The following is a 20,668-nucleotide window of genomic DNA, read 5'->3' as shown; positions in this document are numbered from 1 at the left end:
AGCTCATAGTTTATAACAAAATACAACTCCTCGTAGTCTGCAAATTTACGGCTTGCAGGTAGAAACTTTCGGACCATATTACCGATTATATACGAGTTTTACTAATTGTATTGCCATTATAACACGAACATTTGTAATTTACAACTAGTCATTATTAGGATTTTTATAATGATATAATTTATCACTACATTGATTCTTCTCTAATATCTTCTACTGACTTATTTTTTCTTCCTTCAATTATATTTTGAAGATTTTCTCCTGCATCTTTAAATACTACAGATATTGTTAAGAATACAAGAAGTACCACTCCAAGAATCAAGAAGTCTTTTCCAACTACTGAGTAGTTAATTGTAGTAGCTGAAATAACCTCTCTTAATAATTCCACACTATAAGTAAATGGCATATATGGATTAATTACTTTAAAGAATTTAGGTACTATTTCTAATGGGAATGTACCTGCACAAGCTGTTAGCTGAAGTATTAATAATACTATTCCTAAAAGTCTTCCTGCATCTCCAAATAGTGATATTAAACATTGAATTATTGCTATAAATACTAGTGATAAGAATATTATTGATGTAAAATACATTACTGTACTTGTTGGATTTAATCCTAGTCCAAGTACAACTACACTTACAAGTATTGCTTGTAATAAACCTATAAATCCAAAGGACAAGTATTTACCTATAACCTTATCAAATTTGGATAAACCGAAGTCATCATCAGTTTTAGCTGAGATAACGAAGAACATCATTATTGCACCTATCCATAAAGATAATGATATAAAGTATGGTGCAAAACCTGTTCCATAATTAGGTACTTTATTTACAGGTTCACTTTTCATATTTATTGGAGCTGATACAAAGTCACCCATTTCCTCTGATGAATTTATAAGTCCTGCTTTCATTTCACCTGCACCATCTTTTAAACCAGTTGCAAGTTCATTAGAACCTTCGTATAGCTTTTCTACACCATCTTCTAATTCTGGTACTTTATTTGTTAACTCTGTTACTCCTGTACTTAGTTGATTTTGTCCATCTACTAACTTATCTGATCCTTCAACTAACTGATTTGATCCATTATATAAAGCTTGTATTCCACCACTTAAGGCTGGAACATTGCTTCTTAGCTGTCCAAGACCACCATTTAATTCACCAGATCCACTATATAAAGCTTGTATTCCACCACTTAAAGCTGGAATATTGCTTTTTAACTGTCCAAGACCGCCATTAATTTCATTAGATCCACTATATAAGGCTTGTATTCCACCACTTAAAGTTGGAATATTGCTTCTTAGCTGTCCAAGACCGCCATAGATTTCACTAGATCCACTGTTTAGCTTATTGATTCCTGCATTTAAACCAGACATATTGTCTGATAATGATTTTAATCCATACCCAAAAGAACCTTTAGTATTTTCGTTAAGTCCTACTTCTAGAGAATTTAATCCTCCACTTATTTTGTTTACTGCTACACCCATGTCATTCACTTTATCTGTTAAATCTAATGTACCTGTTGCAAATTCATCAACCTTACCAGTGTACTTTCCTAGTTCATTACCAAATTCCTTAGTTCCAGCTTGTAATTCTTGTATTTTCTTTGGCGTTTCACTAGTTTCTTTACTTAAAGCTTGTATATTTGCAAGCGCGGCTTGAATATTTGGATCTTTTGCCAACTCAGGATTTGATTTAACTGCTGCTAGAACACTCTTAGATATTTCATTCATTGTTGCTGAAGATTTATTAACTCCACTTATAAGCTCATTAACTCCATCTGTAACTGATTGATATCCTTTATTTATACCTGATGATGGCGCTGCCCCATTATCACTGGCAGCTTTTAATTTTTCTCCACCTTCTTTTAATTTTTTTACACTACTTTCTCCAGCTTTTAATTTACCATTTAACTCATCAGCTCCATCTTTAAGTAAATTTACAGTTGGATAAATTGTCTTATTAAATGCACTATAAAGGCCTTTACTTCCTGCTGTTAATTCACCAGCCCCACTTGCTGCAGTTCCTAGTCCATTTTTTAATTCCTGTGAACCATCATATAACTTATCTACTCCAGAACTTAACTCTGGAACCTTACTATTTACTTCTGATAGTCCATTTTTTAATTCCTGTGAACCATCATATAACTTATCTACTCCAGAACCTAACTCTGGAACCTTGCTATTTACTTCTGATAGTCCATTGTTCAATTCTCGTGAACCATCATATAACTTATCTACTCCAGAACTTAACTCTGGAACCTTACTATTTACTTCTGATAGCCCATTGTTTATTGACTTTATTCCAGAATTAAGTTCGCCTTGTCCATTCTTTAATTGTGTTGCTCCATCTCCAAGCTTATTAGCACCTTCAGCTAACATTGGTACTTTGTCATTTAGTTGACCAATGCCTTTGTAAAGTTCATTACTTCCATCAGATGCTTTTACCAGACCATCCTTTGCCTCATATAACTTATTAAAGGCAACAGTGACATAATTATTTGAAACTGTGCTTACAATTTCTTCTTTAAGTACTTTTTCAACCTGTGAGTTAATTTGAGCCGCTAGAAAGTTCTTCTTCTCATTACATACGAACTTTAAATCTGCTACTTGAGGCTTTCCTTCTTTTGCAGCTACAACATTTTTTGAAAAGCTTTCAGGAATTACAAATTTGGCATAATATCCCTCATTCTCTAATCCCTCATCAGCTTTTTCGTTGCTAGTAAATTCCCAACCAACGTCCCCATTACTCTTTAGGTTTTCTACAACGTCTTCACCATAGTTTACCTTCTTTCCGTCAAGTAAAGCACCACCATCTTCGTTAACTACGGCTATGGTCATGTCCTTAACTCGTGCATAAGGATCCCAAAATGCATCTAAGTACAACAAGGAGTATAATAATGGTACTACAATGATTGCAATAACTGATATCCTTATGAACCTGTTCTTAAAAATGCTTTTAATATCCTTACCCGCAATTTTTAGAAAATTCATGCTACCACCTTCTTTAATTTTTTATACTTTACAGTCAATATTATATTTATACCTCTTTTGTACTGACTAGTCAATATCACTAGAGAAAATTTTTACTGATATCCTTTTCAAAAACATTACAAAAGAGTTTTCTAAACTAGTTATTCTCTTAGCTTAGAAAACTCTTCTCTATTTATATATTATTTTCTATTTAAACTTAAGGTCTCAAGATAGCCTTATGCCATAGTTAATATAATTCATGAATTTCTCTACTACTTCATCATGATCATAATTATCATTATTTATAATTTCATAGAGTGCAGATGAAAATAATACTCCTATAAAGCAGTAGCTTAATATATCTGAATCTCCATCAGCAATATGTCTTTCTTTTGTAATGCCTTCTAAAAATTTAGAATTCATACTAATTAAATGCATCACTTGCTCTCTTATTTCTTCATGACGTTCCTTTTGTCCCCATACTTGACTCATTATTACTCTGAATAAATCTTTATTAATATACACATATTTTAACTGAACCCTAGCAGATTCTTTTAGTCTTTCTATAGGATCACTTATTTCTTTTATTGACTCTTCTACTTCAATATTTATTAAATCAATTCCGGTCTTTACAACAAAATAAAATAATTCCTCTTTGCTTTTAAAGTGATAGTATAAAGTTCCCTTTGCAACTCCAGCCTCGCTTGCTACTTCATCCATAGTAGCACTCTCGTAGCCATTGCTTGAAAATACTTTTATTGCAGCCTCAAAAATAATTTTTCTAGTCTTATTCATAATTTACGCTTATATCCATTTATGATATGAAGCAACACAACTCCTTATAATTTATATTTTATCATTTTAGTGTTATACAGATTATTATACTATTTATATACTGACTAAACAATAAATTAAATTATAGATTTCTAATTATACTTTCTGAGTAGGTCTATTAATTATATATATCGGAAAATTCTATATTGCACTTTTCTACCTTTGAGCTTATCATTTCGCTTTTATGCGTAGTAGATTCTCTAGCTCCCTCCTCCATTTCTACAATTCTTATTGGAAGATAAAATGTAAATTTAGTTCCTTCCCCAACTTTACTTGTCACATTGATGTTACCACCATGCATTTCAATTAAAGATTTAACTAGTGACAATCCAATTCCACTACCTTCACATCTTCTTTCTAAGGTATCATCCACTTGGATAAACCTGTTAAATACTAAATTTACTTTTTCATTATCTATTCCTTCTCCATTATCCATAACTGATATAAAGACTTTTCCGTCTTCAATACCTAAATATACTTCTATTCTTCCATTTACCTTTGTATACTTAATTGCATTAGATAATAAATTAAGCATTATTCTCTCAATTTTATCTGGATCACAAGCAATTATTTCTTCTTCAATTTCTGTATCAAAGATTAATTCTATTCCTTTATTTTCTACATACTGAGCTACAGAAATTGTGATATCTTCTACTACATTAACAATATTATGATTTTCAAGTTGCAATTTATAGTATCCTGCATCTATCTTAGTTATATCTATTAGATTATTAACGAGTCTTAATAGCCTATAAGAATTTTGTTTAATTGAATTCATGTATCTCTCTAAATCTACACCTTTATCTGCACAAATACGCTCCCTTTCTATATTACTATTTATAAGTTGCATAGTAGTAAGAATAATATTTAAAGGGGTCTTGAATTCATGAGATATATTTGAGAAAAATTCACCTTTAATTTGCTCTAATTTTATAGCTTCTTCATAACTTTTTCTTTGTTCTTCTAACCGATGCTGCTCTGTTACATCCTTTCCTGTGCATATAGCTATTCCTCTGCTATTTAAATATCTACTATTCCATTGAATCCACTTTGCATCTCCATTTTTACACATAAGTCTAATTTTAAAACTCATTATTTTCTCTTCAGCTCTTAATTTTCTTACAAACTCTTCTTTTGATTTTAAGTCTTCTGGGTGAATTATGTCTGTCCACTTCATCTCTAAGAGTTCCTCTCTACTCCATCCTAAAGTCTTTTCCCATCCTGCATTTAACTTTCTATGTTTATCATCTTTACCAATTATTACCATTAAATCAATGGCAGTATCTAAAAATAACTGTAACTCATTTTCTGTTTGCATACGTTTTTCAAGTTCTAATTTAATCTGTTTAGATAAACTATCATTTTTTATTATTACTGCAATTTGATTACATAATATTTTTATAAAATTATCATTATTTAGTCTTGCATCATCCTTTTTACTATATAAGAAATGCATAACTCCAATAATCTTATTATTGTATTCAAGCTTATAAATTCCCACAAATTTTACACCTTTTTTTTCTAGTATATCTTTATTAGGGTAATTTTTTCTTTCACATAGAGGCTTTAGCCCCTCACTGTCTTCTTGTGTAAAAAATCTATCCAACTCTTCATATGTTATTGGAATTTCTATATTATTAATATCTCTTTCATTGTACTTTCCTAAATAATATTTACAAGTAAGCTTACCTTCCTTATCGTCATATGCCCATATATTTATAGCATCTGCACCTAGTTTGTGGATAATTTCTTCTTTTAAATTATCAAATCTTCCATTACCTTCGTTGTAACCATGACTTAACACCTCATTTAAAGCATAAAATTGTTTATGACTATCTAATAATTCCAATTCTATTTTTTTATTAAAAGTTATATCCCTTGAAACCCCAATTATATACTTCACTTCTCCGTCTTCATCTAATATTGGTGCCTTATAAATTTCTAACCATTCATAACCTTCTGATTTATGAATCAATTTCTCATCTAGTATTTGTCTTTTATCAACAAGTACCTCATAATCTGTTTTATTATAATAATCATATTGGTCTTTATCACAAAAATCCCAATCATGATGTCCTATAACTTTCTTCTTATCAACATTAAAGTTTTTTACATAATCAGTGTTTGCATATATATATTTGCCGGTAATGTCCTTCATCCACATACCATAGGGTAACTTATCTAAGAGTATCTCTAAATCTTTTTTACTATATATCTCCTTTTCTTTTAAAGTAATAAAAAAAGCGCTCTCCTCATACCACGTTCCTTTGTTAACATTTACATCACAGTGAATTTTATCTGAATCTTGCAATGAAAAAGTGTACTCTATGGCTCTATTACTATACTTTTCAAAATTACATATAAGTTTACTTAGTATATCCCTATCTTGTTGTAAAACTATGTTTTTATAAGAATTCTGTAAATCTCCTTCCTCTAACCCAAACCTTTCTATTAGTTTAGAGTTTGCAAATAGAACCTTTTCTTTACTATCAACTACTAATATCATTTCATCTAGACTATTAAAAACCTGTTCCATAAACTTCCCTCCCCTTTATTAAAACTTTTCTCACGCTGCTGTAATCATTACAAAATCCTAGTTTCTTCAAATTTCTTCATTTTATATGTATGCTTACTAATACTATATCTTCATATTTCTTTATAAATGTATATTCACACCATCAATTATACATTTTAAAGTAATATATTACAATATATAGTAATGTATTTATATTTTTAATTAATACATATTATACTATCTTGTAATATTTTAACTCAAAGTTTATGTAAATCTTTATAAATTAAAGAAAATTAGAGTTAATTATATCTAATTTACTCTAATCAAATTATATGGCATTTTTTTAAATTAACCTTCAAGCCAGTATTAGTGTATCATGTAATTAAGACACTATAACTGATAAGATGAGGTGATGAAATGGAGTTAGAATTAAACTCAAAGGAACCTATATATATTCAGATAAAAAATTACATGAAAATGAAAATTGTTTCTGGAGAACTAAAAAAGGGGGAGAGATTATTGTCTGTTAGAGATTATGCCAGTGAACTCAAAGTTAACCCGAACACTATATTAAGAGTTTATTCTGAACTTGAAAATGAAGGTTTAATAAATACTCAAAGGGGTATCGGAAAATTTTTAACGGAAGATGAGACTATAGTAGATAACCTAAGAAAAGAATATTCTAAAGAATTACTAAAGGACTTTATCCACAAAAGTAAAAGCTTAGGTTTTTCTAAAGAAGAAATTTTAGAACTAATTATGAATATGTATGAGGAGGAATAGCCTTGAAGAATGATGCAACTACCATAGTAACTAAAGATGACCTATCACAAAGTGTAAATTTAAATATTTTCTCTGGTAATGTACTAGAAATAACTAACCTTTCCAAAAATTTTGGAGCAAAGCATATTTTAAATGACATCACCTTTAACTTAAAAGGAGGTAAAGTTCTTGGAATTCTTGGACCTAATGGTCAAGGAAAAACTACTTTGCTAAATGTTATATCTGGAATCTTTAAACCTACTCTAGGAACGGTAAGGATAAATGGTGTGTTACTTGGAAGGGAAACTAAAGAGTTTGTTTCATACCTTCAGGAAAAAGATTATCTTTTTAGATGGATGAAGGTTAATGATGCTCTTAAGTTTTATAAAGATTTCTTTAGTGACTTTGATGTAAATAAAGCTTTAAATTTATTAAAATTTATGAATATACAAACAGATGCAAAACTTAAATCATTATCTAAAGGAATGTTAGAAAAGGTTGCCCTTAGCCTAACCTTAAGTAGAAATTGTAATTTATATATTTTAGATGAACCTATTTCTGGAGTTGATATCATAAGCAGAGATAAAATAATTAATGCAATTATAGATAATTTAGATAGTAATGCTTCAATGATAATTACAACTCATTATGTAGGCGAACTTGAGCAGCTTTTTGATGAAGTAATATTTTTAGGTGAAGGTTCAATAATTGAAAATGGAGACGCTGAAGAATTACGTATAAAGTATGGCACGTCTATAGATCAAATATATAGAAAGGTATTTGCAGAGTAGGTGAATAATATGGAAAATAGAATAACTAAAAGTAAATCAATTAAAATAAAAAATATTTTAGGTATAGCTAAATATACCTTTAGAACCTTGAGAATTGTGTATTTAATAGAAGCAATTATTTTAATTTTAGCTCTTGGCTCAAGTTCATTTTTGTCTAAATTCACTTTAGGATTAGACCTAATACCAGCTATTTCAATTCTTATTGCTACAAACTTCATAGCTCATATGATAATATTTTCTATGCAACTATCAAAGGAATATGGACGACTTTTATTTTTAACTCCTATATCCGGTATAGATTTTATTCTTGGCAATCTATTAGAATTGGTTCTTGTAAATTTATTTATTACTATAATTGTTACTCTAGGTGCAATGGTTAACTCTGGTAATTTTCCCTCCATAGTTCTTAACATTTCATTATCTATATCACTAGGGACTATCACAGGTTATTTAATTATAACCGCATTGATTGCAATATTAGGTTCATATATTAGAAGTACCTCTTTATGTGTATTGGCTGTCATAGGTGCTTGTATTATTGGGGATGTTATTTACTCCTTTATAGCTGATCTCTTATTGTACTTTTTACCTTATGTATATATGACCATAGGTAAATATGGAGCTATTGAATTAGATATATTGGCAATAATTATAGATACTTTAGCCCTAATTATACTTCAATCAGTTGCTGCCAATAGAATAGACAAAAAACTAGATATAGTCTAATTAATTTATTAAAATAGAGGTGTTTTTTATGAAGAAGAAACTTTTTATTATAATTCCTACTCTTTTCCTTACAGCTACCCTTCTTGTTGGTTGTAATGTAGAGTTTGGTGTAAAATCTCGGCCTAAAGACAATAATTCTATTAATTTTAATAATGATGAACTTTTTGGTAATTTAGGTACTGACTTTTTAGATAACTTGGATAATATTGGAAATAATTTTAGTGATTTTAATAATAATAATTTAGCCACTTATGATGAAAATATATCAAAAACTATTCCTATGAAAAATATAGAAGATATGGTTATTTCAATCCATGCTTCTAATGTAACTATTAACTCTGTTGACAGTTCAGATTTTACTATAACTTGTAAAGGATCTAGCTCCTTTGTAAATAAAACTACTATTGATGTTATTGGAAATACACTTAATGTTAAAGAACATGGTGTAGATTCTGCTATAAACTTAGATTTTTTTAATAAATCTACATCTAGAGAAATTACTATTAATATTCCTAAGGATTTTAATAAAGATTTAAAATTGAATGGTGGTGCTGGTAATATGTCTATCAATGGAATAAGTATAAATAAATTAAACATTGATGGTGGTGCTGGAAATCTTACACTTAAAGATATAGTTTTTCAAGATTTTAAGCTTGAACAAGGTGTTGGCAATACAACCATAGACCTCTCTTGTAAATGTGGTGATATAGATATTGATGGTGGTGTAGGCAATCTTTCTATTGCATTTGCTGAGGTTGGTGGAAATTTGACCTATGATGGTGGTGTAGGTAAAACTGTTATATCTATTCCAAATAACTCTCCTGTAAAGTTAAATACTTCTACTGGTGTAGGTAGTATCGATATAAATGCTAAAACTTCTGGTGAAGATATATATACCTTTGATTTAAATGTAGGGGTAGGTAATCTAACTGTAAATTAATTTATTTGAACTTTAAATATAAATAGAGTATCTAAAAACTTAGTAAATTTTTAGATACTCTATTTAAAATTATTCTAAATATTATTTGTTTTTAATTATTTAACTTTATAAATTAATTCTATATTCCTATAACAGTAAGGCCTACAGCAATTATTACTCCTGAGTATAATAAATCTATTATACAATATCCCATAATATCCTTTGCTCCTAGACCGGCTATTCCAAGTGCTGGTAAAGCCCAGAATGGTTGAATCATATTTGTCCAAGCATCTCCCCAAGCAATAGCCATGGCAGTTTTCGCTGTGCTTACTCCTAGTTCAGCACCAGCTGGCATCATAATAGGCGCCTGTACAGCCCATTGTCCACCTCCGGATGGAACAAAAAAGTTAACTAAACCTGCGCTTAGGAATGAGAACATTGGAAATGTAACCTTATTAGAAATAACTACAAACATATTAGACATTAAAACTGCTAAAGATATTCCCTCTGCATTAGCTCCAGTCATCATTCCCATTATACCTGCATAAAATGGGAACTGAAGTAATATAGGTCCTGCTCCTTTAGCCCCATCCATTAAAGCATTTATAAATCGTTTAGGGGTTCCATGCAATAAAATACCTAAAAATAAAAATATAAAGTTTACTATATTAAGATTTAAATCAAATCCTGAAGTAATGAAGTAATATACTATATAAGTAAAGCCCATTATTGAAATTAGCCAAGTAACCATTTTACTATTTTCTAACTTGTCAGCTGGAGTCATTTTTTCTTTTGGCATCTCTATGAACTCTTCTTCATCCTTTAATAAGTTCCTATCTATAACTACAACATTTCCTTTATCTGGATGCATAGCTCTATTTATAAGTGGTAGAGTTACTACTAAAACTCCTACTATAACTAAATTAAATAGTGAAAATATAGTTTCGCTAGTTGGTACTCCTGCAGCACTTACTGCTCCTGCTGTAGCTGTAACTAGAGATTCCCCCCCCGTAGCAAGAGTTAATGGAATTGATGCTGATAATCCAGCATGCCATAATAAGAATCCTGAATATGCTGAAGCTATTAGAAGCCTATAATCAACACCATCAACTTCCTTAGCAAGTTCCTTTGCAAATATTGCTCCTATAACTAAACCAAATCCCCAGTTCAATATGCATGCTATAGATGATACAAAAGTAACTAAAAGTATTGCTTGAGTTGGAGTTTTAGGTATTCTAGCTAGTTTTTTTGTAATCTTTTTAAATGCTGGTGCACTAGCTAAAGTATGTCCAAAAACAAGAACTAATGCCATTTGCATTGCAAATGCTAATAAACTCCAAAATCCATTTGTCCAATGAATAATCATAGATAATGGAGATTGTCCTGTAAATAGAACACCTGAAATAAAGATCATGAAAGTTAAAATGATACAAAATAAAAATGGATCTGGTAGGTAATTTTGAACTAATTTAACACAACCATTCGTAAATTTTTTAAACATTTTCTTTCCCCCCTTGATGAATATATGGATTTCTTTATATCAGCAAATAGTTATATTTTTTAATGTAGCTATTTGTTGTTATCTAATTACAACACTCTTAATCAACATAGTTAAAAATTTAACTATGTTGATTATTATCTGCTTCTTTATAGTTAGCGCTCTTAGCTTTATGTATAATTTACTTCACAAAATGTATATCAACTTAAGGTATGTATACCTAATTCATTTTTAGTATACCACATTAGCTGTGTTTTTTAAATACACATATTACTTTTTTTAAATATTATTACTTTATAATACATATATAATATTTTTTCTCATAGTCTAATTTATATACTAAATCTATTTAATTTTCTATATCCATTAAATTCATTAAATATTATTATGCATTTTGAGTAAACTATATAGAAAATAGAATTAAATTTTATGTTTCTTTTAATTCTGTTAATAATCATTTCTATTATCACTTAGAATATTGTTAAGAAAGGAGATTTTTTATGAACAGAATAGGTGAAGACGTTAAAGCTGGTATGAATAAAGTTACTGGTGAAGTTAAGGATATGTATAATGGAATGAAAATTCAATATGGTGAAAAGAAAGACGATATTAAGGAATTTATTTCAGAAAAAAAATTTGTTCGCGACCTTAAAAACCAAATGAAAGATGAGGTTAGAGATGAAGGTCAATTAGCTAAAAATATTTACAATAAAGCTATGGTTGGAGGAAAGGAAATAGCCAAAGAAATAAAGAATGATATTAAAAATCAGATGAAAAACTAATAATTATAAAAATTAATTTAGGTCTATATTGATATGAAAAGTAGTTATATCAATATAGACCTAAAAATTCATATTAATTATTTTTTTACTTCTTGAAGAATTTCTTCTATTTCACTAATACATGCTCCACAAACAGTTCCTGCTCCAGTAGCTTCCATTATATCATCTACTGTTTGAGCACCATCTTCAATAGCCTTCTTAATAGTGTTATAGTCTACATCTTGACAAGTACATACAATTCTATTTTCTGACATTTACTCTTCCTCCTTAATATAGACATATATGATTAATGTTGTTAATCATATATAATGTAATTATTCTTTAATAGTATTGCTATAAATTACATTTCAATACACTATATTTTTGGTTTTTATACATATCTCTTATAAGAATTGATGAATTAAATTATTTCTATGGTAATATGTGTTACTTATTTGAGCTAATTAAACTTTCAATAACGCATTTACATTTTCCACATGCTGTTCCTGCTCCTGTAGTTACCCCTACCTTTTCTACAGTATCATCTCCATTTTGTATTGCTTTTACTACTTCTTTAGTAGAGACATTTCTACATGTGCATACATCTCCTAATATTTTTTCAATTCTCTCAATGCATCCACCACAAACATCTCCTGCTCCCGTAGCAGCTTGAATATCTTCTACTGATCTAGCTCCTTGAGCCATTGCCTCTCTTACTGCAGCATAAGTAACTCCATTACATAGACATACGATTTTTTCTGTTGCCATTTTATATTCCTCCTATAATCTCTTATTTTATATATTTCCATTATAACCTAATAATATTTGTTAATCAATATTTATTATTTGATATTCATTCTTTATTCTCAGCCATTGATGTACCATATACTTTTATTCTTTGTTATTTTCAACAATATATTCAAATACTATCTCAACTTACAGATTTATTCCACCTTATTCATTGACAAGATTTCTCAATTATGATAGAGTATGATTTGTTTAGGTATAATAGCATATGAATAATATTGGTTAATTTAAAGGAAGATGGATGAAATTTCCACACAGTACCGCTACTGTAATTAGGGAGTATTAACTAAATTAAGTCACTGAGTCATTGATTTGGGAAGGCTAGTTAATATTATGATCTATAAGTCAGGATACTTTCCAATATTAAAATATCGATACTCTTCGAGTAAGGAGTGATATTAATCAATCATAGTAACTACGTTGTATTGTCTATGGTTTTACTTAGAGTATCCTTATGTATTCATAACAAATTATAACATTTAACTAATTATAATTGGAATAGTAAAGGAGAATTCAAATGAAACACTTAAAAAAAATCACTTCAATTTTATTAAGCTTGCTACTTATCCTTAGTCTTGTAGGTTGTAGTAATGGAAGCTCTAATAAAAACACTTCAAAAGAAAATTCTAATTCATCTCAAAATGAAAGCGCAGATTCTCATTATCCAGTAACAATTGAAACTTATAACTTCAAAAAAGAACCTATAAAACTAACTTTTAATAAAGCACCTGAAAAAGTTTTTGCTGTATATCAGAACTCTATAGAAACTCTTCTTGCTCTAGGTCTTGAGGATAAAATAGTAGCTGCTGCTGGTCTTGACCATCCTGTAAAAGAAGAATACAAAGCTGCTTTTGAAAAAGTTAATTATTTAAAAGAGTTTACTCCATCTAAAGAAACTGTAGTTATGTCCGAACCAGACTTTATTCTTGGCTGGTATTCCCTTTTTAAAGATAAAAGTCTTGGTGATGTATCTTACTGGAATGAAAATGGTATTAATACATATATGTCTTTAAATAGTGGTGTAGCTAAAGAGAAAACTATTGATAATGAAATTACTGACATATTAAACTTAGGAAAAATTTTCAACGTTGAAGATAAAGCGCAAGAACTAGTAAATAAAATTACTGAGGCTGTTGAAAACACATCTAATTCAGTTAAGGGTAAAGAAAAACAAAATGCTTTAGTTTTAGAGTTCTCCAAGGATAAAATCAGTACTTATGGAGCTAGTACCTTAGCTGGTGATATGATAACAAAACTTGGTGCCAATTTACTTAGTCCTGAAGGAAATAGCATTGGTAACGAAGATTTAATAAATCTAAATCCTGATTGTATATTTGTAGTATATATGGATAGAGGTGATGATAATGTTCCTCAACAAGAAGTAGATAAAATTTTGAAAGATGAATCTCTTCAAACACTTTCAGCTGTTAAAAATAAAAGAGTATATCCTATATCTTTAGGAGAAATGTATTCTAGTGGTATCAGAACTATAGATGGAATAAATACTTTCTCTGAAGGTTTATATGGAACCTTAGGTAAATAATACTATGACGATGAAAAATAAAAATAAATTTAAAGATTCTAATATTTTTAAGGAAATGCCTATTTATATAGGTACTTCTCTTGTTCTTTTAATAATACTTATTTCCTCAATAGGACTAGCTGTTGCCATTGGTTCTGTAAATATATCAATAAAAGAAGTATATAGTATTATTCTTTATAAACTCTTTAATATAGGTGAGATCTCTATGAGCACTTCCAAAATAGATGTTATATGGTTGATTAGAATGCCTAGAATAGTTTTAGCCATAGCCGTTGGAATGGGATTATCCGTAGTTGGTATTGTAATGCAGGCTATTGCTAAAAATCCTTTAGCTGACCCTTATATCCTTGGAATATCCTCAGGAGCCTCTCTTGGTGCTACCTTAGCAATTATCCTCGGTATTGGAACAAGTCTTGGTAGCAGTTATATTGGAATAATGGGATTTATAGGTGCTTTTACTATTTCAATGTTAGTTTTAAAGCTTTCTAATATAGGTGGACGAACTAATTCTGTAAAACTGCTTCTTTCTGGAATGGCTCTTAGCTCTGTATGCAGTGCCTTTTCAAGCTTTATAGTTTATATTACCAATGATGCTCAGGGATTGAAGGATATCAGTTTTTGGCTTATGGGTAGTCTGGCTGGTGCTAATTGGAATGAAATTTCTTTTATACTTCCTATTATTTTTATAGGAACATTATTCTTTATGACCCAATATAGAACTCTAAACCTAATGCTTTTAGGTGATGAAGTATCTGTGACTTTAGGTACTGATTTACATAAATTTAGAATCATTTATTTAATAATAACTTCCTTAATGATCGGTATAATAGTATACTCTTCAGGTATGATTGGATTTATTGGACTTATCATTCCTCATATAGTTAGAATTATATTTGGTACAGATCATAAAAAAATAATTCCTATAGGAGCTATACTAGGTGCAATATTTCTAATTTGGGCAGATGTCCTATCTAGAATTATAATAAAGGGTGCAGAGATTCCTATTGGTATATTGATTTCTATGATAGGAGCACCTTTTTTTGTATGGCTCATGATAAAAAAATCCTATGGATTTGGAGGTAGCAACTAATGCATATTTCAACTGAAGATATGAGAGTTAAAATAAGTGACACTGATATTCTAAAAGGTATTAATATAGATGTTAATAACAAAGAATTTATAGGGGTAATTGGCCCAAACGGTAGTGGCAAATCCACTTTATTAAAATGTATATATAGAACCCTAAAACCCAGTAGTGGCATAATTAAACTAGATGATATTGATCTAAGCAAATTATCTATTAAAGAAACTTCTAAAAAACTAGCAGTTCTATCTCAACATAATAATTATAATTTTGATTTCTCAGTAAAAGATATATTACTTATGGGTAGATCTCCACATAAAAAATTTCTGGATAGAGATACTAAAGAAGATTATGACATAATATATGATTCTTTGAATAAAGTAGGAATGCTAGACTTTATAGATAGAAGCTTTCTAACTCTTTCTGGTGGAGAACAGCAACGTATTATTCTTGCTAGGGCATTAGCCCAGCAAACTGACTGTCTAATTTTAGATGAACCAACTAATCATTTAGATATAAAATATCAGCTTCAACTTATGGGTATTGTAAAAAATCTTAATGTAGAAGTTATTGCTGCTATACATGATTTAAATATTGCTGCTATGTATTGCGATAAGATTTATGTTTTAAAAGAAGGTACTATTGTTGCCTATGGTACTCCTAAAGAAGTTCTTGCTTCTGAATTAATCAAAGATGTTTATGGCGTTGATTCAATGATTATAGAAAATCCCACAACTAATTTATTAAATATTTGTTATACTCCTATGTAACAAATGAAGGGATATCTCAATACCTTGAGATATCCCTTTATTTTATCCATAATTTATTCTATGACCACAGTCTAAAAATACTTCTACTTACTTACTTTAAAGTGGTTAATTAATTGTGATAAATCATTACAAGATTGTGCTAACTCTTCAGAGTGTTGTGCTATACTTCCAAATACAACGCTTTGCTCATCTATAGAAGCACTAACTTCTTCAACTGTAGATGCATTCTGTTGTGCATTATTTGAAATATCTTCTACTCCACCTAAAATATTTCCACTATAGTTATTAATATCTTCTGTTCTATGACTTGTCTCTCTTATTAATTCAACTATTTCTTGTAACTCATCATTAATAGAATTAAAAGATTGCTCTGTACTTAATACAGCACTTGCAGTTTCTTTATTTATATCATTAGCATAAAGTATTGCACTTTTCACATTGTTAGTTTCTTTATTTATATTAGATAAAGATTCTTTGATTTTATTTGTAGCATCACTAGATTGCTCTGCTAATTTTCTTACTTCTTCTGCCACCACTGCAAATCCTCTTCCAGCTTCTCCAGCTCTAGCTGCTTCTATACTTGCATTAAGAGCTAGTAGGTTAGTTTGATCTGATATATTAGTTATCATATCTATAACCTTATCTATTTCTTGTAATTTGAAAACTAATCCTTGGAATATATCATTTACCTTATTAAGTTCATCAGTGTTTTCATTAATCTTAACATTTAGATTACTTACATTTTCTAGACCTAGCTCCGATGCAGCTGTTGAAGAATTAGATAGTTCATTCATTTTATTGATAATATTATTAATATCCTCAATAGATTCATTAAGCTTTTCTACCTTATCTACTATACCTACAATAGTTTCTGCTTGATCTGAAGTATCTCTAGCTATTTCTGCAACTGCAGCATTTATCTCTTCTGTTGAAGCTGTAGTTTCTTCTGATATAGCACTTAGATTTTCACTAGCACTATTGATTTGATATATAGATTTTTGTACATTTGATACTATATTATTAATATCCTTAACCATGCTATTAAAATTATTAGTTACTTGTCCAATTTCATCCTTCAATTTAGATTTTATATCTATTGTTAAATCACCTTCTGCTACTAACTTTGCTTCCTTAGATAACTTAACTAAAGGATTAGATATTCTTTTTATAAGTATAAATAATATTATAGCTAATACTATCATCACCACAAAAGTTATAGCTATAGTAAAATTATTAATTTCAATTATACTAGCTTGCATATCTCTCTCATTATATACAGCTCCTACTTTCCAATTAAAGTTTGGTATAGTATAGTAATATACTTCTAAATTTTCCTTACCTTCATTAAATTTATATGAACTTGATTCTAATGTAAAAAGTTTATTAAACATAGGTTGTTCTTTTAAGTTTTCATTAATTAATGTTGGGTGATATAGAGCAACCCCTTCATCACTAACTAAAAATGCATAACCCTTATATCCTACATTATACTCCTTAACATTGTTTAAAGAATTCTCTAAAGATAAGTCAACAGCTAATACTCCTTTAACTTTTCCATTTTCAACTATAGCTTTGGCTGCTGTAATTATTGGAACATTATTATCAGCATCAATATATGGTTCTGACCATATTACTTTTTCAGGACTTTCTGATGCCTTTATGTACCATTCTCTTTGGGTTACATCATAGTCTGCTGGTACTTCCCATATAGGTTCTGCAAGCATACTTTTATCTTGAAACCCTACATATATACTTAATATCTGTGAATTAGATTCAGTATAATTCTTAAACAATGATGATACCTCTTCTAAAGCTACAGAATCCTTAAGCACTTCCTTATTAAAAGCACTATCTTCTCCAATTAATTTTAAATCTTTCTCATACTGCAATAGTTCTTTTTCAAAGGACTTTCCTAACTCTTCTACTACTGTAGTTCCTCTTTCACTTGTATCCTTTTTAAGATTTTGTTTCATTATTACTGTGGTAGTTAATTGAGTGGTTAACATTCCTATTAACACTACGCCTACTATAAACACAGTCATTTTAGTTCCTAGACGATTAAACTTAAACATAATTCTCCCCCTATAACTTATTCCAGTCTTACATATAAGTCATTGCTTACTCATCACATACGTACAATTTTTACTTTTCATTTAGTATTTTTGATACTAGTCGATACTTACTTTATCCATCTCCTTTCTATTTTAATTTTCAATCTATTGAATATTTTATAATATATAACTATATTAAAATTAAATAGTAATCTTATTTAGAAAAATATATACTTTATTTATTTATTAAAGGTTACACAATTATAATCGTATCAACATGATTATAATAAATACTTTAGCGAAAAAAAATCTTATATATATGCAAAAAAACTATTAACATGTAGAATATTAACAGTTTTTGCAATATATTTATTATTTTTTCCAAACTTCCTCAATGAATTTATCTACTTCTTTATTCTTCTCTTCTATGGCCTTTTTCCTTTCTTCTTCAGTAAATCCTGTTCCATCCACTAATAAATCTTCAAATTTTTTAATTCCCATATACTTCATTATATCTTTTATATAATCAAGTCCTTTATTAAAAATAGGTCTTAGCATCCATGGAATAGGTGCACCTGATGATTGTATATATACCATAGCTCTTGGTTTATCATTTAATAATCCTTCCATTTTATTTTCTGATATTTTTATAGTCTTTCCATCCATAACTATGCAATCAATATATTCTTTTAATGGTGCTGGAAAGGAAAGGCTCCACATTGGTGCTGCTATTACATACATGTCAGCTTCTTTGAATTGATCTACTAATTTTACAATTTTATGAACCTCTTGTTGCTGTTTTTCATTTAATTTATTAAAATCTTCTTCTTTAATCATGCAATTTCTTTTCTCAAAGTATTCATATTCAAGTCTAGGTATATGACATTGATAAAGATCTAATTCTTCTAAAATAAAATCTTTATGCTTTTCTAAAAATTTATTTACAAATGTTCTACCTACTGTTTTGCTAGCAGATAACTCTTCTGGTTTGGAATTTACAGTTATATACAATAGCTTTTTCATAAATTTCACCTCTATAATTATTAATATTGCTATTCTTTGCTTTAAAGCTTAAAATATTCATAACTATTTAGGAGAATATATTTCAAATAAAAATATAGGGATATTTCAAACATACTTTGAAATACCCCTGTAAACTACATTTTTGATAAATCAGCAGATGGACCAAACATTTCATAATTTATAGAATCATCTGATACTCCCATAGATTTTAATACATCATATATCATTTTCATAAATCCTAACGGTCCACAAAAATAGAATTCCTCATCCTTTGATAGATTATGTTCAATCCATTCTTTAGTAAGATATCCCTCTACTTGATAATCTTCTCCAAGTTTATCAGTGTCTAATGGGTTACTATAGAAAAACTCTACATCTACATTATCATGCTTTTGACTTAATTCCTTTAAATCTTTTTTAAAAGTATGAACATTTGAATTTATAACTGCCTGAATAAATTTCACCTTTCTTCCTTCATCTATAGCCTTATATAGCATAGACATCATAGGTGTTATCCCAATTCCTCCACTTATAAGTACTAAAGGCTTATTGTTATCTCTTAATATAAATTCACCTAAAGGGTCTGTTATTTCAACTTCATCTCCTACATTAATATTGTCATGAAGATATCTTGAAATTAATCCTTTATCCTCTCTCTTAACGCTTATTCTATAAAAATCTTCTCCTGGCTTCATAGATAAAGAATATTGTCTAACTTCACTAGATTTATCTCCTGTACTTATTGGTTTTATAGAAATAAATTGTCCTGCTTTATGAGTTTTTAAAACTTTTTTATCTACAGAAGTTAAATAAAAGGATGTAATCACATCATTTTCTTTAACTTTATTAAATACTTTAAATTTACTAAATAAATCACTTTCCTTTTGTTCTTCAAACATCTCTTCTCCTACGCCACAGACTGGACAAGCAAAATCACTTGGTAGTTTTTCACCTTCATATATGTATCCACATACTTTGCAAATATATTTTTTCATGTTAAATTCCTCCATGTATACCCTATATTATAACTATAATTTTCCTTATAGCTATATAATTATATTATTACTAACTTATAAATTAGTCAATAATAGCTATTATTAAACAATAATTTCAACATTGCATTCCTTTGCAATATCATTATATAAATCTAATATTTTATCATCCCTATAAAAACATGGGAATTTTTTGTTGTAGTTCCCCCATATAGTAATTGGGTAGTTGGTGAAATATACAGTACAAAATAGAGCTTCTCTAGTACTTAATCTAGTTATAAATGGAATAATTTCTCTTGTTAACCTAAAATAAATTGTGTCTTCCTGTAAAATTTCTTTAATTCTTTCCATTATTTCTTTATCTTTTTTTTCCAATAACCCTATTAGTCTTTCTTTATCTTCTTTTTCTAAAGTAGAAAAATATAAATCCACATAGGAGTTGTCCTCACCATTTAATATTATAGCTTCCTCCATAAATTTAGTTATATTTTTCTCGGCTTCTTCTAGAGTTTCACTCTCTAACATTGCACTCTTAAAATTATTAAAACCCTCATTGATATTATCAAATCTTATATCAACTAACTTTTTGAAATCCTCTTTACTCACTGGATATAATAAGTTATTCAT

General features: G+C 29.0%; 18 protein-coding genes and 2 riboswitches. Of the genes, 8 read left to right on the top strand and 10 right to left on the bottom strand.

The genetic code is table 11. From position 1 onward, the window contains the following. Positions 1 to 13: 13 nt before the first annotated feature. A riboswitch (purine riboswitch) is annotated at positions 14 to 115 on the bottom strand. A gap of 69 nt (positions 116 to 184) precedes the next feature. From ABDZ93_RS10460 to ABDZ93_RS10450, 3 genes are all read right to left on the bottom strand, one after another. Beyond that, entirely contained in the window at positions 185 to 2,986 is a 2,802-nt protein-coding gene (locus tag ABDZ93_RS10460; protein WP_343826144.1) for a YhgE/Pip family protein, read from the bottom strand. Positions 2,987 to 3,190: 204 nt separating this feature from the next. Then, entirely contained in the window at positions 3,191 to 3,760 is a 570-nt protein-coding gene (locus tag ABDZ93_RS10455; RefSeq protein ID WP_343826141.1) for a TetR/AcrR family transcriptional regulator, read from the bottom strand. A 157-nt stretch (positions 3,761 to 3,917) separates the two neighbouring features. Then, positions 3,918 to 6,335: a PAS domain S-box protein gene (locus ABDZ93_RS10450; RefSeq protein ID WP_343826139.1), complete on the bottom strand. Its 2,418-nt coding sequence runs from the start codon at positions 6,333 to 6,335 to the stop codon at positions 3,918 to 3,920. 396 nt (positions 6,336 to 6,731) lie between these two features. Here ABDZ93_RS10450 and ABDZ93_RS10445 point away from each other — a divergent pair, with 396 nt between their 5' ends. From ABDZ93_RS10445 to ABDZ93_RS10430, 4 genes are read left to right on the top strand one after another with little or no spacing between them, the layout of a single operon-like run. Continuing rightward, positions 6,732 to 7,097: a GntR family transcriptional regulator gene (locus ABDZ93_RS10445; protein WP_343826137.1), complete on the top strand. Its 366-nt coding sequence runs from the start codon at positions 6,732 to 6,734 to the stop codon at positions 7,095 to 7,097. A gap of 2 nt (positions 7,098 to 7,099) precedes the next feature. After that, positions 7,100 to 7,867, top strand: coding sequence for an ABC transporter ATP-binding protein (locus tag ABDZ93_RS10440; RefSeq protein WP_343826134.1), 768 nt, complete (start codon positions 7,100 to 7,102; stop codon positions 7,865 to 7,867). A 9-nt stretch (positions 7,868 to 7,876) separates the two neighbouring features. Beyond that, entirely contained in the window at positions 7,877 to 8,593 is a 717-nt protein-coding gene (locus ABDZ93_RS10435) for a hypothetical protein (protein WP_343826132.1), read from the top strand. A 28-nt stretch (positions 8,594 to 8,621) separates the two neighbouring features. After that, a complete protein-coding gene (locus ABDZ93_RS10430) occupies positions 8,622 to 9,533 on the top strand; it encodes a DUF4097 family beta strand repeat-containing protein (protein ID WP_343826129.1) in 912 nt (303 codons plus the stop codon). Between the two features lie 118 nt (positions 9,534 to 9,651). Here ABDZ93_RS10430 and ABDZ93_RS10425 read toward each other — a convergent pair whose 3' ends face one another. Beyond that, positions 9,652 to 11,013 carry a short-chain fatty acid transporter gene (locus ABDZ93_RS10425; protein WP_343826126.1) on the bottom strand — a complete coding sequence of 454 codons (1,362 nt, stop codon included), beginning with the start codon at positions 11,011 to 11,013 and terminating at the stop codon, positions 9,652 to 9,654. 497 nt (positions 11,014 to 11,510) lie between these two features. On the opposite strand from ABDZ93_RS10425, the gene ABDZ93_RS10420 reads away from it, so the two are divergent. Continuing rightward, positions 11,511 to 11,792, top strand: coding sequence for a hypothetical protein (locus ABDZ93_RS10420; protein WP_343826124.1), 282 nt, complete (start codon positions 11,511 to 11,513; stop codon positions 11,790 to 11,792). Positions 11,793 to 11,869: 77 nt separating this feature from the next. Here the strand turns inward: ABDZ93_RS10420 and ABDZ93_RS10415 are convergent, their stop codons facing one another. Together ABDZ93_RS10415 and ABDZ93_RS10410 are read right to left on the bottom strand one after the other, a co-directional pair. Continuing rightward, positions 11,870 to 12,046: a (2Fe-2S)-binding protein gene (locus ABDZ93_RS10415; RefSeq protein WP_343826122.1), complete on the bottom strand. Its 177-nt coding sequence runs from the start codon at positions 12,044 to 12,046 to the stop codon at positions 11,870 to 11,872. Positions 12,047 to 12,218: 172 nt separating this feature from the next. Next, a complete protein-coding gene (locus tag ABDZ93_RS10410) occupies positions 12,219 to 12,539 on the bottom strand; it encodes a (2Fe-2S)-binding protein (RefSeq protein WP_343826121.1) in 321 nt (106 codons plus the stop codon). Between the two features lie 241 nt (positions 12,540 to 12,780). Beyond that, positions 12,781 to 12,954, top strand: a riboswitch (cobalamin riboswitch). Positions 12,955 to 13,095: 141 nt separating this feature from the next. On the opposite strand from ABDZ93_RS10410, the gene ABDZ93_RS10405 reads away from it, so the two are divergent. The 3 genes from ABDZ93_RS10405 to ABDZ93_RS10395 are packed head-to-tail and all read left to right on the top strand — an operon-like array spanning position 13,096 to position 15,975. Continuing rightward, complete coding sequence (locus ABDZ93_RS10405; protein ID WP_343826120.1) at positions 13,096 to 14,121, top strand: ABC transporter substrate-binding protein; 1,026 nt, start codon at positions 13,096 to 13,098, stop codon at positions 14,119 to 14,121. Positions 14,122 to 14,131: 10 nt separating this feature from the next. Next, positions 14,132 to 15,211, top strand: a complete 1,080-nt coding sequence (locus tag ABDZ93_RS10400) for a FecCD family ABC transporter permease (RefSeq protein WP_343826118.1) — start codon at positions 14,132 to 14,134, stop codon at positions 15,209 to 15,211. After that, entirely contained in the window at positions 15,211 to 15,975 is a 765-nt protein-coding gene (locus ABDZ93_RS10395; protein ID WP_343826116.1) for an ABC transporter ATP-binding protein, read from the top strand. Before ABDZ93_RS10400 ends, ABDZ93_RS10395 begins: the two co-directional genes overlap by 1 nt. Positions 15,976 to 16,058: 83 nt before the next feature. Here ABDZ93_RS10395 and ABDZ93_RS10390 read toward each other — a convergent pair whose 3' ends face one another. From ABDZ93_RS10390 to ABDZ93_RS10370, 4 genes are all read right to left on the bottom strand, one after another. Next, a complete protein-coding gene (locus tag ABDZ93_RS10390) occupies positions 16,059 to 18,047 on the bottom strand; it encodes a methyl-accepting chemotaxis protein (protein WP_343826114.1) in 1,989 nt (662 codons plus the stop codon). 351 nt (positions 18,048 to 18,398) lie between these two features. Then, on the bottom strand, positions 18,399 to 19,049 hold the full coding sequence (locus ABDZ93_RS10385; protein WP_343826112.1) for an FMN-dependent NADH-azoreductase: 651 nt from the start codon (positions 19,047 to 19,049) through the stop codon (positions 18,399 to 18,401). Between the two features lie 134 nt (positions 19,050 to 19,183). After that, positions 19,184 to 20,044 carry a rubredoxin-like domain-containing protein gene (locus tag ABDZ93_RS10380; protein ID WP_425544772.1) on the bottom strand — a complete coding sequence of 287 codons (861 nt, stop codon included), beginning with the start codon at positions 20,042 to 20,044 and terminating at the stop codon, positions 19,184 to 19,186. Between the two features lie 102 nt (positions 20,045 to 20,146). Beyond that, positions 20,147 to 20,668 carry a hypothetical protein gene (locus ABDZ93_RS10370; protein WP_343826110.1) on the bottom strand — a complete coding sequence of 174 codons (522 nt, stop codon included), beginning with the start codon at positions 20,666 to 20,668 and terminating at the stop codon, positions 20,147 to 20,149.

The sequence above is a fragment of the Clostridium subterminale genome (assembly GCF_039521425.1).
GTDB classification, from domain to species: Bacteria; Bacillota; Clostridia; order Clostridiales; family Clostridiaceae; genus Clostridium_J; species Clostridium_J subterminale.
Note: the sequence above shows the minus strand (reverse complement) of the source record. Positions and strands in the feature narration are given on the sequence as shown.